This is a genomic window from Aquisalinus luteolus, from assembly GCF_009712425.2.
Lineage (GTDB): Bacteria > Pseudomonadota > Alphaproteobacteria > Caulobacterales > Parvularculaceae > Aquisalinus > Aquisalinus luteolus.
Window position 1 is genome coordinate 1,632,363 of record NZ_VCJR02000001.1, and the last position, 14,279, is coordinate 1,646,641.

A 14,279-nucleotide genomic window follows, 5' to 3' on the forward strand; every position below is an offset into this window, starting at 1 on the left:
ATTTATGCGGCACTCTGAATATATTTGTCATAACCATGCTCTTCGAGCTCGCGGGCGATCTCCGGCCCGCCGCTCTCCACGATGCGGCCACCGGCGAGCACATGCACGCGGTCCGGCTTCACATAGTCGAGCAGGCGTTGATAGTGGGTGATGACGAGGAACCCGCGCGAGCCATCGCGCATCTCGTTGACGACCTCGCCGACCATTTTCAGCGCGTCGATATCGAGGCCGGAATCCGTCTCGTCGAGAATGCCGAAGCGCGGCTCCAGCATCGCCATCTGCAGCATTTCCATGCGCTTCTTCTCGCCGCCGGAAAAGCCGACATTGAACGGGCGCTTCAATTTCTCGTCCGACAGGCCGACGATCTTCGCCTTCTCGCGGATCGCGCGCAGGAAGTCGGCGGCGGTTACTTCGTTCTCGCCCCGCGCCTTGCGCTGGGCGTTGAGGGCAGTGCGGATGAAATTCATCGTCGCGACACCCGGGATTTCCAGCGGATGCTGGAACGACAGGAACAGGCCCTTGGCCGCCCGTTCGTTCGGGTCCATCTCCAGCAGGCTTTCGCCGTCGAGGGTAATGTCGCCATGGGTGACCTCGTAATCCTCGCGCCCGGTAATGGCATAGGACAGGGTCGACTTGCCGGAACCGTTCGGCCCCATGATGGCATGAACCTCACCCGCCGGAACCTCCAGCGACAGCCCTTTGAGAATTTCCGTCTCATCGACGGTGATGTGCAGGTTTTCGATTTTCAGCATAGTCTTGCACCTTCGATATTAAAAACTGGAACTGGCGGACCCAAAGCATCTTTCTCATTCAACCATTTACATTGCCACTGTGAACTTACATCAAATGGCGTCCAGCGCTTACCTATAAACTCTCGATACTGAGAACTTGGAAGTCCATTAAACTCCCATCTACGCCGATTATTTTCAGACTGAACTTGATGCCAATTAGTGATTTCGTAAATTTCACGGATGACCCCATTGGCAAAACTCACAGCAAACTGAATGTTTCTTCTATTTTCTTTGGTTGGATCACAAACCCAAGAAGAACGGGACACTTCATATAACTTATCCGCATCAATAAGACTGAACTTAGTAGGCCTAGCTTCGGCAAAACGGGCACGCGGATAAACAACGATACATGGGAAGTCGATTTTAATCTCTTCCGGTGACAAGGCTGCGTTTAGCTCTCCCACATCACTTGCGCCATATTTGCGATCGCGATCACCTTTCCGCTCGTTCATGGCCAAAGGATATAAATCAATAAGAGCCGTCTCGACTGCTCGCGCCTCATTATCCGAAAGCGAATGCTGTTGTATTACGATGTGTACGTTTTTGCCTGATGCCCAAACATCCGAAATGGCTTGTTCTTTTCTGGTCAAAGTTTTGCCAAGCCGCATAGCTTTTTCAGTATCGGCAAGATGCTGGAATACTCTATCGTGTTGCCCTCTACCGATATAAAAAGTATCACCGCTTTCAGGGTGTACGTACCGATAAACATAGCAGCCTAATTTCTCTGCGACGCCACAATCAAATTTTCTTAGCGGGTTCAGCATCACCCGACGCTCCCCTCGAGGCTGACCTCGAGCAATTTCTGGGCTTCGACGGCAAATTCCATCGGCAGCTGCTGCAGAACGTCCTTGCAGAAACCGTTTACCAGAAGCGACACCGCTTCTTCCTCGTTCAGGCCGCGCTGCATGCAGTAGAACAGCTGGTCCTCCGACAGGCGCGAGGTCGTCGCCTCGTGCTCCAGCACGGCGCTGGAGTTTTTCGCCTCAATGTAAGGCACGGTGTGGGCGCCGCACTGGTCGCCGATCAGCAGCGAGTCGCATTGCGTGAAATTGCGCACGCCCGATGCCTTGCGGTGCACCGAGACGAGCCCGCGATAGGTCTGGTCGGAGAAGCCGGCGGCGATCCCTTTGGAGATGATCCGACTCGTCGTGTTCTTGCCCAGATGGATCATCTTGGTGCCGGTATCGGCCTGCTGATGATTGTTGGTGATGGCGATCGAATAGAACTCGCCGACCGAGTTGTCGCCGCGCAGGATGCAGGACGGGTATTTCCAGGTCACGGCGGAGCCGGTCTCGACCTGCGTCCACGAAATCTTGGATCGCGCCTCGCGGCAGTCGCCGCGCTTGGTCACGAAATTATAGATACCGCCCTTGCCGTCCTTGTCGCCGGGATACCAGTTCTGGACGGTGGAATATTTGATCTCGGCATCCTCCAGCGCGACCAGTTCCACGACGGCAGCGTGCAGCTGGTTCTCGTCGCGCATCGGCGCGGTGCAGCCTTCGAGGTAGGAGACGTAAGCGCCCTTGTCGGCGACGATCAGCGTGCGCTCGAACTGGCCGGTATTGGCCTCGTTGATGCGGAAATAGGTCGACAGTTCCATCGGGCAGCGCACGCCGGGCGGGACGTATACAAAAGTGCCGTCGGAGAAGACCGCCGAGTTCAGCGTCGCGAAGAAATTATCCGACGTTGGCACGACCGAGCCGATATATTTCTTCACCAGCTCGGGGTGCTCGCGGATAGCCTCGGAAATCGACATGAAGATGACGCCCGCCTTCTCCAGCTCCTTCTTGAAGGTGGTGGCGACGGACACGCTATCGAACACCGCATCGACGGCGACCTTCTGTTTGGCGGTGCCTTCGCCGCCAACACCTGCATCGGTGCGTGCCTCGCCCGGTGTCTGGCCAGCGCCCTCGACGCCGAGCAGCACTTCGGCTTCCTTCAGCGGAATGCCGAGCTTCTCGAAATCGGCGAGGATTTCCGGCGGCACGTCGTCGATGGACTCATATTTCGAGCCGGTCTTCGGCGCGGCGTAGTAATAATGGTCCTGATAGTCGATGGCCGGATATTTGACGTGGGCCCAGGTCGGCTCCTCCATCTCCTGCCAGCGCTTGAACGCCTCCAGCCGCCAGTCGAGCATCCATTGCGGCTCTTCCTTCTTGGCGGAGATGAAGCGCACCGTGTCCTCGTTCAGGCCCTTTGGCGCCTTCTCGGTCTCGATATCGGTAATGAAGCCGTGCTTGTAGGTCTCCAGCTCTCGGGTCACGTCGACCGTGGCCTGGTCGATCCCTTCCTTCACGACTGTTTCTTTTACCTGTGACATCTCAATCGTCCTTTACGCTGCCGTTGTGGCCGAGACGGCCGTGGCGCGTTTTGTGGCGCGGGCATAAGCCGCGCTCCATTCCTTCAGAAATATTTCTGCCGCATCGTCCGGCGTATCAAATCCCAGCGAGACCCGGATCGAGCATTCCGCTTCCTGTGGGCTCGCGCCCATGGCGGTCGTGACATGGCTCGCCGTCACCTTGCCGGAGGAACAGGCAGAGCCTGCCGAGATCGCGATCCCGGCGAGGTCGAGGGCCATGATCTGGGTCTCGGCCCGGAAGCCCGGTCCGGCGAAACAGGTCGTGTTCGGCACACGCGGCGCGTTCTCGCCGAAGATCTTCAGCCCCGGAATATCCATCTGCTTAAGCCCGGCCTCGATCCTGTCGCGGATCGCTTCGAGGCGCTTGGCGCCATCGATATCGATCTCCCGCGCCGCGGCGGCAAACCCGGCAATGGTGATGATGCCCTCTGTCCCGGCCCGGCGGCTCATCTCCTGCCCGCCGCCACGCACCAGCGGCGCGAGAGGCACGGCGGGCTTGGTCAGCAGCGCGCCGGCGCCTTTCGGGCCGTTGATCTTGTGCGCCGAGACGGACAGAAGATCAGCTTGCAAGTTATTGAAACTGATCGGCATTTTACCAAATGCCTGCACCGCATCGACGAACAGGTAACCGCCCTTGGCAAAGATAGCCGAGGTGACGCCGGAAACGTCCTGAATGACGCCGGTTTCATTGTTCGCCAGCATCAGGCAAACCATGAAAACGCCTTCCTTTTCAGGGTCATAGTCCGCGAGGCGGGATTTCAGCCAGTCCGTATCGGAACGGCCATCGGCGAGCGTTGGTATAATTTCCAGAGCGAGGCCTTCCGCTTCCAGCGCGCGGGCGCAGCGCAGGGTCGCGTTATGTTCGATGCCGGACACGATCAGCCGGGTCACCGGCTCCTTCTCGCGACGGGCCATGCCATAAAGCGCCATGTTGATCGCCTCGGTGCCGCCGGAGGTGAAAATGATCCCCTCCTTCGGCGCATCGCAGGCAGCGGCGATATCGGCGCGGGCCGCCTCGACCAGCGCCTTGGCCTTGCGGCCCTCTTCATGGACGGAGGACGGGTTGCCGGCGTCCATGGCCGCGATCATCGCCTCTTTCACGGCAGGCTTGATCGGCGTTGTTGCATTATGGTCGAGGAAAAGTCGGCTCATTTCACCACCTCCAGCGCCTCGATCGGCTCACCCACCATGGCCCGGCCCAGCACCTTTTTGTCGGTGATATCAGCCAGCGTGACCGAGGACAGGAAGACGTCGATATGGCGGCCCAGTTCGTCCCACAGGTCATGGGTCAGGCAGCGGGCTGTCGTCCCCGCGCAGCCGATATGCTCGCCCGGCTGACAGGCGGTGGTGCGGATCGGCTCGTCGACCGCGCGGACAATATCCGACACGCGGATCTCCGCGGGCGCGGCAGTCAGTACGTAACCGCCAGTCGCACCGCGGCGGCTCTCGACCAGTCCGGCCTTGCGAAGCTTGGCGAACAGCTGCTCCAGGAAGGTCGCCGAGATTACCTGACGCGCCGCGATATCGGACAGCGCCACCGGCCCGTCATCGCCAAAGGCGGCGATATCGGCCAAGGCCGTCACGGCATAGCGCGCTTTCGCGGTCAGTTTCATCTGCTGGACACTCCTTTAATGTGCGTCTTGTCCGTCTTTTGTGGAAATCGGGAAAAAACGTGGTATAGCACCAGCTTCACCCTGCTCTTCCTTGATCGGGATGTAGGAAACCTGACCAGAACAGTCAACATTAACCAGCGGCTTATGAGCGAGTTTTCGGGCTATGTCACCCCCAATCCTGACCGGGTCAGTCAGGCTATCGCCTCTCACCAGCCGCGCAGGTAAGTTTCAATCATGCCAGAAGTAATTTTTGCCGGTCCGGAAGGCCGCCTTGAAGGCCGTTATCAGAAGGGAAAAGGGGAAAATGCGCCGATCGCACTGATCCTGCATCCCCACCCCCAGTTCGGCGGCACCATGAACAACAAGCTGTGCTACGAGATGTATCACATGTTCGCCCGCCGCGGGTTTGCCGTACTGCGCTTCAATTTCCGCGGCGTTGGCCGTTCCCAGGGCGAATATGATCAGGGCCAAGGCGAGCTGTCCGATGCCGCAACCGCGCTCGATTACCTGCAGTCACTGAACCCGAACGCGCCCTTCGTCTGGGTCGCCGGTTTCTCTTTCGGCTCGTGGATCGGCATGCAGCTGTTGATGCGTCGGCCGGAGATCGTCGGCTTCATCTCGGCTTCGGCCTGCGCCAATCTCTACGACTTCACCTTCCTTGCGCCCTGCCCGTCATCCGGCATCGTCATCCATGGCGAGAATGACCGGATCTGCCCATGGCAGGAGACAGAAGACATGGTCGCCAAGACCCGCACCCAGAAAGGCCGCAAGGTCGAATTTGCCATGGTGCCCGGCGCGGACCATTTCTTCGAGGCTAATCTGGAGGACTACATGAAAGTCGCCGAGGGCTATCTCGACAGGCGTCTGCAGCAACCGCCCGAGGGAGAATATTTCGACTAGATCAAACTGCGCCCGGGTCTTCCGGTCCGGGCGCAAACCGGTTCATTCTGGGGGGAAGGTTTTAGTGACGGAGACGACATGAAGACGCATTTCCTGGCGGGCGCTGCCCTGATGATGCTGGCTGCCTGCAGCCAACCCACTGCGAAGGAACAACCGGCGCAGGAGACGCCGCCAGCCGGCCAGCAGCAAATGTGGAGCGAGCAACTGGACGCAGACCTCGTCGTTTTCCTCGATAACGCCTGGGAAGAACAGCTCGCCCTGTCGCCGGAAAGCCAGACCTATTACGGCCGCAAGACGATGATGGACCAGTGGGACGAGCGCACGCCCGCCGCCGCCAATCGCCGCCGCGACCTGCTAGAACGCCAGATGCTGGAGCTGACATCAGAGTTCCAGCGCGATGCCCTGAGCGAAGAAGGCAAGCTCAACTACGACCTCTTCCTCTATGACCTGCAACAGGAACTGGCGCTCGACGATTTCCGCAAGCACCGCTTCCCGCTGTCGCAGTTCCGCGGCATTCATTCCTCGATCCCCGTCTTCCTTGCCAACTACCACAAGATCGAAACGGTCGAGGATGCCCGCAACTACATCCTGCGCGTCTCCAATATCGATACCGTGCTCGATCAGGCTGGGAGCCAGGTCGAGGCCGGCGGCAAGAACGGCTACACCCTGCCGGAATTTTCCTATCCGCTGATCGCCGAGGCGGCCCGCAACGTCATCACCGGAGCGCCCTTCGACAATGGCGATGACTCGCCGATCCTCGCCGCCTTCAAGTCGAAGCTGGAAGATCTCGACGCCAGCGACGAGGTGAAGACCCAGCTGATGGAAGACCTGCTCGGCACATTGCCGGAGGTCGAGACCGCGTATCAGGACTTCATCGCCCGCGTGAATGCCGTTGGCGAGACTGTCGAGGGCAATTACGGCGTTGGCGGACCGAATGGCGGCAAAAACGGCGATGCCTATTACGCAGTCCTGCTGGAGAACTACACCACCACTGAAATGACGGCAGACGAGGTCCACGAGCTTGGCCTGTCGGAGGTCGCCCGCATCCATGAAGAGATGCGCGCGATCATGGCCGAGGTCGGCTTCGACGGCACGCTGCAGGACTTCTTCGACTATATGCGCACAGCCGAGCAATTCTACCTGCCGAACACGGATGAAGGCCGCGAAGCGTATCTGGAACTTGCCCGAGGCTATACGGACAATATCCGCCCGCGCCTGCCCGATCTCTTCGTCACCCTGCCGGAAGCCCCGGTCGAGGTGCGCCGGGTCGAGCCGTTCCGCGAGCGTGCCGCCGGCAAGGCGTTCTATAACCAGCCTGCGCCCGATGGCTCCCGCCCCGGCATTTTCTACGCCAACCTCGCCGATATGGGCCAGATGCCGACCTACCAGTTGGAGGCGCTCGTTTATCATGAAGCGATCCCGGGGCACCACATGCAGCGGGCGATCCAGATCGAGATGGAAGGCCTGCCGAAGTTCCGCCAGTTCGGCGGCTTCACGGCGTATACGGAAGGCTGGGGACTATACTCCGAATATCTAGGCAAGGATCTCGGTTTCTACGAAGACCCCTATTCGGATTTCGGCCGCCTAGCCATGGAGCTGTGGCGTGCTGCCCGCCTCGTCGTCGATACAGGCCTGCACTCCAAAGGCTGGGAGATGCAGGAAGCGATCGACTATCTGATCGAAAACACGCCGAACCCTGAGGGTGACTGCGTCAAGGCGATCGAGCGCTATATCGTCTATCCGGGCCAGGCCACCGCCTACAAAATCGGCATGAACAAGCTGCTGGAACTGCGTGGCCGCGCTCAGAATGCCCTCGGCGAGGATTTCGACATTGCCGAATTCCATGACCGCATCCTCACCGCTGGGCCTGTTCCGCTGGAAATCCTCGAGCGCCGTGTCGATGAGTGGATCGCCGAAAAGCAGGACGCATAAAAAGCATCTTGCCGGACAGGTGCACTTCGGACACTATCCGCCATTGCCCGTATAAAGGGCTTTGGCGGAGATGTTATGAAGCGTTTACTCACCACACTGACAGCTTGCTGTGCCGGCCTCACCACCCTGCCGGCTGGAGCCGTGACGCAGGAAATTCAGGACGCCTACAATACCTTTAGCGCCTGCTCTGGCACTCTCGATGCCAGCATCAATCTCGGTCTTCAAATTTTTACAGATGCGATCAGGTCGGACAATACGGAAATCTCTGATAAAGCCGACACGATGCTTCAGGCGCTTTATGCCAATCAGGATAGGTTCAGCGATGGCTATGAACTGTTCGAGCTGGCTTTCCCTGACATTGACATGGAATTGGCGGACGCATTTTACGACGAGCAGATCACCAAGTTTGATTACCTGTATGAGGTGGAGATCACCGAGCGGGTTACGCAATGGTCCGAAGTCGGTGGCTTGAACCCCGAGGCCTGCGCCCCGCCCTTCAATTTCCTCGTCGAAAAGGCAGAGGAAATCCTGTACTAGCTCATCTCAACCAAGGTCTTGAACGCCAACTAGCCTGAAGTTCGCCTGACTTTCCGTGCCTACGCTCATGCCCTGAACAGGGGATTGGGCGTCGGGGCCTATGACCTTTAATATGCCGACGGGAGGTTATCATGATCAGATTATTCAAATGTGCCGTCCTTGCAGCAAGCCTGCTTGCCAGTCAGGCATTCGCAGCCCCGGCAGAGATCCAGACTGCCTACAACACCATGCGCGGCTGTGAGGGCACCGTGGATGGCAGTATAGCGCTTGCCAACCGCATCCTGACGACGGCGCGGTCGCAGGGCAAGGCCACCACGGTGAGCGCCCTGGAGAATTCCATCGCGAGCGGACAAAAGCTGAAGGACACGATCGAGGCCGGCAAACCGGCCATCAACTGGGCCAATCCGAATATAGATGTCGTCGCCGGAAATACGGCTTACAACACGGCCTATGCCCGCTTCTCAGCCTATTTCTCGCAGGATACATCGACCCAGTATTATTTCTGGCGAGCCAACGGCGCGGCTGATACGGCCCGATGCACAGCGGCCTACAAAGTTCTGTATGACGATTTTCAGGCCAAAAAGGCGGCTGCGGAATCAAGACAGTGACAGAGCATCCCGATAGCGGCGGCTGACCGGCACTTCCTCACCGAATTGCAGGATAGCGATCTGGTCGCCATCGCCGGTCGGCCTGACTTCCCGCAGGCGAGCCTTGTTCACCAGCCATGACCGGTGGGTACGGACGATGTCCGCGCCTGACGCCTGCAATTGTTCATCGAGCGCCGTCAGGGTGATGCGGGCCAGATGCATCTTCCCGCCGGCGCTGATCTCGACGTAATTTCCCGCTGCCCGGGCCCAGTCGACCGCATGGGCATCGAGAAAGATCATGCTGCCACCGCTTTTCAGCGTGATGCGGCTCGACCGGCCCGCCTCTGCCCGCGCCGTCTCCACCTCACGGCGCAGCTCGGCCATGTGGCGGAAGGCATAGATGACGGCAAGATAGAGGATGAAGGTCAGCAGGTCCTTGCGATACTCATACAGCAGTTCCAGCCAGAACCCGCCTGCGCGGCTGAAGCTGTACTGGCCTTCGAACAGGACCGGATAGAGCACCTTCCGGATCGTGACCATGCCCGCAATATGCAACCCCGACCAGCCGACGGATGCCAGCGCATAGATCGGCAGGACAGACTTCCACTCCTGCAGCGACAGCGGCCAGCGCCGGGTCAGCCACAGCAGGACTGGAAAAAGAGCGAACAGGACAACGATGCTGGAGCCGTCGAAGAACACGAACTGGTGCCAGCGCGCCGGGTCGCCGGCATAGGTGCCGTCAGTCATTTCCGAGACGATATCGACGAGGAAGAACCCCAGCGTGATGATAATCACCGCGAGCCACGCCCACATGTCCGTGCGCCGGTCACGCGCCTGCTCGGCCTCTAGCTGGGGATGATGTCTCTGCTCACTCATTGTCCGGATAATCGCGCGGGTTGGCTGGATTGGGCAAGAAAAAGCAGGAGAATTTCGCCCCACGAGACCTGTCATTCGTCCCATGAGCCCCAAAATCCGCCCCTGACGAGCGGCATCGACCGCTTGTCGCCCCTGCGGCCCGTTTCCTGCCCCGGAGGGAATGACAGGAAAAATGCGCCGGGATGAGATAGGCCAAAAGGAGAAGCCTGATGTCCCTCACCAACCCGTCCACCACTGCCCCTGACGGCAGCAGTCGCCGCTACGATCTTGACTGGCTGCGCGTCATCGCGTTTGCCATCCTCATCTTTTATCACATCGGCATGTTCTACGTGACGTGGGACTGGCATGTGAAAAGCCCCCATGCCGGCACCGCGCCGGAATTTATAATGCAATTGGTCAATGCGTGGCGGCTGGCGCTTCTCTTTCTTATTTCCGGCATCGCCCTTAGATACGTGACCGACAGGGGCACCCTTGGCCGCTTCACGGGCAAGCGCACCCTCCGCCTGATCCTGCCGATCCTCTTCGGCATGGCTGTGGTCGTCGCGCCGCAGAGCTATTTTCAGCTGCGTCAGGCCGGCGTTATAGAGGCAGGCTTCGGCGCCTTCTATGCCGACTATCTCAGTTTCGATCCGGCGGTGATGGAGCGCTGGCAGCTGATCGTGCCGACCTGGAACCATCTCTGGTATGTCGTCTATCTGATGGTCTACACATGGATCGTGGTCTTGCTGATCAAGCCACTCAGGGCTCTCTCCCTGCTGATTGAGCGCTTGCCCCGAAAGGCATGGCCGCTCCTCCTCATCGTTCCGGCCCTGCCCTTCATTCTCTATCGCTTCACCTTGGTCACCCGGTTCGAGACGACCCACGACCTCATCTGGGACTGGGCCAATCACGCCAATTCGCTGACCATCCTGCTGCTCGGCTTCGTTCTGGCGAAGAATGAGGGCTTCTGGCGTGCCGTGCGCAAGGCGCTGCCGGTCACGCTGGGCCTTGTCCTCATCAGTGCCCTGATCTTCAGCCATTTCTGGCAGGACGACGTGTTTGAGACACTGCTCGACCAGCCGGTAGCACTCGCTGCAATCCGCACCCTGCGCGTTCTCTATGCCTGGTGGGCGATCCTCGCCATTCTCGGCCTCGGGCAGCGCTTTCTCAATCACGACAGCCCGGCGCGGGCGTATATGACCAACATGATTTTCGGCTGGTATATTCTGCACCAGACGATCACCGTCGCTGCCGGATATTATCTGGCAGAGATGTCACTGCCTGCCGGGCTGGAATTCCTGCTGGTATCAGTCGCCACCATTCTCGGCTGCCTGATCGGGGCAGAAGCGATCCGCCGTTCCGTCATCCTGCGCCCCTTCTTCGGCATGCAGTCAAAGAGGGCTATTTCCAAGGCGCGTGATGGTGATGCCCGCCGGTCAGGGCGTGGGGCACCCGCGTCGTCTTCGGCCAGCTGAGCGGTAGTTTCTTCAGGGAGCGCACGGCGAGATAGGCGAAGCATTCCGCTTCCAGATGATCGCCGCGCCAGCCGACATCCTCTGCTGGCCGGACCGGCGCATCCAGCCGCTCGGCCAGCATCTCCATGAGAACCGGGTTGTGCCGTCCGCCACCGACAACGATCCACTCGGCGGGTTCCGCGGGCAGCAGGGCAACGGAGCGCTTGATGCATTCCGCGGTGAACGCCGTCAGCGTCGCCGCGCCATCTTCGACGCTCATCTCTTTCACGGCGTCATATTTGAAATCATAGCGGTCGAGGGATTTCGGTGGCTTGCGGCGCAGATACGGGTTCAGCGCCATCAGACGGACGGTATCTTCATCGACCGTTCCTGCGGCGGCCAGAGCCCCGTCCGTGTCCATCGCCTCGCCGGTCTTAAGGTCGACCCACTGGTCGACGAGGCCATTACCCGGTCCACAATCGAACGCGACCATGTCGGCCGGGTTTGCGCCCGCCGGAATGAAAGTCAGGTTCGATACGCCACCTAGATTCAGTACACAGAGCGGCTGGTCGTGCTCAAGGCTCTTGGCCAGAGCCGCATGATAGGCCGGTGCCAGCGGCGCGCCTTCACCGCCTGCAGCCATGTCTGCCATGCGGAACTGGTCGACGACGTCGATGCGCAATTCCTTCGCCATCACATCGCCAGAGCCGATCTGCCATGTCCGGCCCTTGCTGGCACTGTCCAGCGGCGGCCGGTGCAGGATCGTCTGGCCGTGAAAACCGATCACGTCGATCTCGTCGCGGGACAGATGGTTCTGTTCCATCAACTTCTGAACGGCTTTGATATGGGACGTCGTCACTTCGCTGACGGCCTTGGCGATTTCCTCGCCGCCTTCCCGCCCCTCCAAAGCAGCCTTGATCGCCCGGCGCACCCAGATCTTGGTATCGCGCTCATAGGGGTAACTCAGCACCGGACCCCAGTCGTGGATCTTGTGCCCGTCAGTCCTGAGCACGGCCACATCGATCCCGTCGAGCGATGTACCGCTCATCAGGCCGATCGCTGTCATGATGCGTTCTGTCAGGCTCATATCGATTGCTGGTCCCTGCGGAAGTGATAGAATGACTGTAAAATGTTCCGCGGGAGGAAGACAATGAGAGCGTGCCTGATATCAGCTGTTATCACAGCCATTATCCCCTTCCATATGCCTGCCAATGCCCAGAGCGATGAGATCGTCGTGACCGGCACCCGCCTGTCGCGCTACGAGGCCGACATCATTCCGGCAGTGACCCTGACCCGGGATGCGGACTTCGTCCTGAAAACCTATTCCATCGTCTGCGACACCCGCGACAGGGCAACCCGCCTGCGTGAATTGACCGGCACACTGGAAGACCTCATCGCCAAGGCTGACCGGCGCTCCGATATCGAGCTCTCCATCATCGAAGAATATGACGACAATTACGACACGCTCTATTTCCCGCGGCCATTCGACAAGGTCGATCCGGACAATTTCACGTCCCAGTATGGCCGGACGGACACCAGCATGCTCTCTGTCACCATCAAGACGCCGGTGACGGACAGTTTCTCCACTCTCGATCAGGCGGAAGAACTCATCGAAGATTTCGTCGATACGATCAGGCTGCAGGGCCGGACGGAGTTCCTGTCGGGTGAAGAAGTCCAGCTCTCCGTGCGCAATGTCGAGCGCTACCGGCCGGAATTGCTCGCCGCCATTCTCGCCTATGCCCGTCAGACCGCCGGTACGCTGGAAGGCACGGAGACGGAGATCGCAGGCCTCGAACAGGTTGTCCGCTGGGAGCGCGCCGGGCCAATGGAGCTGACGCTCTACCTGCCCTACAAGCTGTCGGTCTCTCTGGAGAACTGACAGGCTTGTTCAACGGCAACACACGTTCTGGACCTGCCAGCCGGTATCGCCTATAGCCATCCGGATCATTCCGGAAGGCAAGATAATGAGCGAGTTCAAATCCGATTTCCTGCGCATCCTGAGCGAGCGCGGCTTCATCCACCAAGGTACCAACCTTGAGGCGCTGGACGCCCTTGCGGCGAAGGAATCGATCACCGGCTATATCGGCTTCGATGCGACGGCAACGAGCCTTCATGCCGGCTCGCTTGTCCAGATCATGCTGCTCTACTGGCTGCAACAGACCGGTCACCGGCCGATCGCCCTGATGGGCGGCGGCACGACCAAGGTCGGCGACCCGACTGGCAAGGACGAACAGCGCAAGCTGCTGACCGATGCCGATATCGAGCGCAACATCACCGGCATCAAGCAGGTCTTCAAGAAATTCCTGACCTTTGGAGACGGCAACGGTGAAGCCGTCATGGTCAATAATGACGACTGGCTGTCGCAGCTCGGCTATGTCGAGTTCCTGCGCGATTACGGCGTGCACTTCACGATCAACCGTATGCTGGCCTTCGATAGCGTCAAGCTGCGGCTGGAGCGTGAAAGCCCGATGACGTTCCTGGAATTCAACTACATGCTGATGCAGGCCTATGACTTCCTGGAGCTGCAGAAACGCTATGGCTGCGTCCTGCAGATGGGCGGTTCGGACCAGTGGGGCAATATCGTCAACGGTGTCGAGCTATGCCGCCGTGTCGCCGCTGCCGCCGGCGATGATTCCGAGCAGGTCTTCGGCGTCACCACGCCGCTATTGACCACCGCCTCAGGCAAGAAAATGGGCAAGACAGAGGGCGGTGCCATCTGGCTGAACGCGGACATGCTCTCGCCTTACGATTACTGGCAATACTGGCGCAACACGGAAGATGCCGATGTCGGGCGCATGCTGGCGCTCTTCACCGCCATGCCGATGGACGAGGTCCGCCGCCTTGCCGCACTCGAAGGGGCCGAGATCAACGAGGCCAAGAAGGTGCTGGCAACGGAGGTCACCGCCATGCTGCACGGGCGCGAGGCTGCGGAAGACGCCGCCGAGACCGCCCGGCGCACCTTCGAGGAGGGCTCGTCCGCCGGCAATTTGCCATCTGTCAATGTCGCTGCCTCTGCGCTGGCCGAAGGCCTGCCCCTGCTCGATCCATTCCTGGAAACGGGCCTCATCGCCTCCAAGGGCGAAGGCCGTCGTCACATCAAGGGCGGTGCCCTGAAGGTCAATGACGAAGCCCTGTCGGAGGAGCGCCCTCTGGGTACGGATGATGTCAGGGATGGTGCGATCAAGCTTTCCATCGGCAAGAAGAAGCACGCGCTCGTCAAGGTCGCGAGTTAGAAACCCCGGACCGGCAGG

14 protein-coding genes are annotated in these 14,279 nt (G+C 59.7%); 7 read left to right on the forward strand and 7 right to left on the reverse strand.

The window, feature by feature from the left end:
• Positions 1-2: 2 nt before the first annotated feature.
• The 5 genes from sufC to FF098_RS07735 are packed head-to-tail and all read right to left on the reverse strand — an operon-like array spanning position 3 to position 4,763.
• Positions 3-752 (reverse strand): Fe-S cluster assembly ATPase SufC, encoded by a 750-nt coding sequence (gene sufC, locus FF098_RS07715; RefSeq protein ID WP_155139006.1) that lies wholly within the window; start codon positions 750-752, stop codon positions 3-5.
• Positions 746-1,555, reverse strand: coding sequence for an LEM-3-like GIY-YIG domain-containing protein (locus FF098_RS07720; RefSeq protein ID WP_373291482.1), 810 nt, complete (start codon positions 1,553-1,555; stop codon positions 746-748). The genes sufC and FF098_RS07720 overlap by 7 nt, the downstream gene beginning before the upstream one ends.
• Entirely contained in the window at positions 1,555-3,111 is a 1,557-nt protein-coding gene (gene sufB / locus FF098_RS07725) for a Fe-S cluster assembly protein SufB (protein WP_155139010.1), read from the reverse strand. Before sufB ends, FF098_RS07720 begins: the two co-directional genes overlap by 1 nt.
• Positions 3,112-3,123: 12 nt before the next feature.
• On the reverse strand, positions 3,124-4,302 hold the full coding sequence (locus FF098_RS07730; RefSeq protein WP_155139012.1) for a cysteine desulfurase family protein: 1,179 nt from the start codon (positions 4,300-4,302) through the stop codon (positions 3,124-3,126).
• Entirely contained in the window at positions 4,299-4,763 is a 465-nt protein-coding gene (locus FF098_RS07735) for an Rrf2 family transcriptional regulator (RefSeq protein WP_155139014.1), read from the reverse strand. The genes FF098_RS07730 and FF098_RS07735 overlap by 4 nt, the downstream gene beginning before the upstream one ends.
• Before the next feature lie 234 nt (positions 4,764-4,997).
• Here FF098_RS07735 and FF098_RS07740 point away from each other — a divergent pair, with 234 nt between their 5' ends.
• The 4 genes from FF098_RS07740 to FF098_RS07755 all read left to right on the forward strand — a co-directional run bounded on the left by FF098_RS07740 (position 4,998) and on the right by FF098_RS07755 (position 8,740).
• Complete coding sequence (locus FF098_RS07740; protein WP_155139016.1) at positions 4,998-5,663, forward strand: alpha/beta hydrolase; 666 nt, start codon at positions 4,998-5,000, stop codon at positions 5,661-5,663.
• A 78-nt stretch (positions 5,664-5,741) separates the two neighbouring features.
• On the forward strand, positions 5,742-7,595 hold the full coding sequence (locus FF098_RS07745; protein WP_155139018.1) for a DUF885 domain-containing protein: 1,854 nt from the start codon (positions 5,742-5,744) through the stop codon (positions 7,593-7,595).
• A 75-nt stretch (positions 7,596-7,670) separates the two neighbouring features.
• Entirely contained in the window at positions 7,671-8,132 is a 462-nt protein-coding gene (locus FF098_RS07750) for a hypothetical protein (RefSeq protein ID WP_155139020.1), read from the forward strand.
• Positions 8,133-8,263: 131 nt separating this feature from the next.
• Positions 8,264-8,740 (forward strand): hypothetical protein, encoded by a 477-nt coding sequence (locus FF098_RS07755; protein ID WP_155139022.1) that lies wholly within the window; start codon positions 8,264-8,266, stop codon positions 8,738-8,740.
• Here the strand turns inward: FF098_RS07755 and FF098_RS07760 are convergent.
• Positions 8,729-9,595, reverse strand: a complete 867-nt coding sequence (locus tag FF098_RS07760; RefSeq protein WP_166426386.1) for a LytTR family DNA-binding domain-containing protein — start codon at positions 9,593-9,595, stop codon at positions 8,729-8,731. The two genes, FF098_RS07755 and FF098_RS07760, sit on opposite strands and share 12 nt — an antisense overlap.
• Positions 9,596-9,804: 209 nt before the next feature.
• On the opposite strand from FF098_RS07760, the gene FF098_RS07765 reads away from it, so the two are divergent.
• Positions 9,805-11,049 (forward strand): acyltransferase family protein, encoded by a 1,245-nt coding sequence (locus FF098_RS07765; RefSeq protein ID WP_155139026.1) that lies wholly within the window; start codon positions 9,805-9,807, stop codon positions 11,047-11,049.
• On the opposite strand, the gene FF098_RS07770 is transcribed toward FF098_RS07765, so the two are convergent.
• Entirely contained in the window at positions 10,976-12,115 is a 1,140-nt protein-coding gene (locus FF098_RS07770) for an anhydro-N-acetylmuramic acid kinase (RefSeq protein WP_205967413.1), read from the reverse strand. The two genes, FF098_RS07765 and FF098_RS07770, sit on opposite strands and share 74 nt — an antisense overlap.
• Before the next feature lie 63 nt (positions 12,116-12,178).
• On the opposite strand from FF098_RS07770, the gene FF098_RS07775 reads away from it, so the two are divergent.
• Complete coding sequence (locus tag FF098_RS07775) at positions 12,179-12,907, forward strand: hypothetical protein (protein ID WP_155139028.1); 729 nt, start codon at positions 12,179-12,181, stop codon at positions 12,905-12,907.
• Positions 12,908-12,992: 85 nt separating this feature from the next.
• Positions 12,993-14,261, forward strand: a complete 1,269-nt coding sequence (gene tyrS / locus FF098_RS07780) for a tyrosine--tRNA ligase (RefSeq protein WP_155139030.1) — start codon at positions 12,993-12,995, stop codon at positions 14,259-14,261.
• Positions 14,262-14,279: the final 18 nt, after the last annotated feature.

Bases quoted from the DNA above. Each gene is read 5' to 3' on its own strand.
- sufC (WP_155139006.1), bottom strand. From the start codon at position 752: ATGCTGAAAATCGAAAACCTGCACATCACCGTCGATGAGACGGAAATT.
- FF098_RS07720 (WP_373291482.1), bottom strand. From the start codon at position 1,555: ATGCTGAACCCGCTAAGAAAATTTGATTGTGGCGTCGCAGAGAAATTA.
- sufB (WP_155139010.1), bottom strand. From the start codon at position 3,111: ATGTCACAGGTAAAAGAAACAGTCGTGAAGGAAGGGATCGACCAGGCC.
- FF098_RS07730 (WP_155139012.1), bottom strand. From the start codon at position 4,302: ATGAGCCGACTTTTCCTCGACCATAATGCAACAACGCCGATCAAGCCT.
- FF098_RS07735 (WP_155139014.1), bottom strand. From the start codon at position 4,763: ATGAAACTGACCGCGAAAGCGCGCTATGCCGTGACGGCCTTGGCCGAT.
- FF098_RS07740 (WP_155139016.1), top strand. From the start codon at position 4,998: ATGCCAGAAGTAATTTTTGCCGGTCCGGAAGGCCGCCTTGAAGGCCGT.
- FF098_RS07745 (WP_155139018.1), top strand. From the start codon at position 5,742: ATGAAGACGCATTTCCTGGCGGGCGCTGCCCTGATGATGCTGGCTGCC.
- FF098_RS07750 (WP_155139020.1), top strand. From the start codon at position 7,671: ATGAAGCGTTTACTCACCACACTGACAGCTTGCTGTGCCGGCCTCACC.
- FF098_RS07755 (WP_155139022.1), top strand. From the start codon at position 8,264: ATGATCAGATTATTCAAATGTGCCGTCCTTGCAGCAAGCCTGCTTGCC.
- FF098_RS07760 (WP_166426386.1), bottom strand. From the start codon at position 9,595: ATGAGTGAGCAGAGACATCATCCCCAGCTAGAGGCCGAGCAGGCGCGT.
- FF098_RS07765 (WP_155139026.1), top strand. From the start codon at position 9,805: ATGTCCCTCACCAACCCGTCCACCACTGCCCCTGACGGCAGCAGTCGC.
- FF098_RS07770 (WP_205967413.1), bottom strand. From the start codon at position 12,115: ATGAGCCTGACAGAACGCATCATGACAGCGATCGGCCTGATGAGCGGT.
- FF098_RS07775 (WP_155139028.1), top strand. From the start codon at position 12,179: ATGAGAGCGTGCCTGATATCAGCTGTTATCACAGCCATTATCCCCTTC.
- tyrS (WP_155139030.1), top strand. From the start codon at position 12,993: ATGAGCGAGTTCAAATCCGATTTCCTGCGCATCCTGAGCGAGCGCGGC.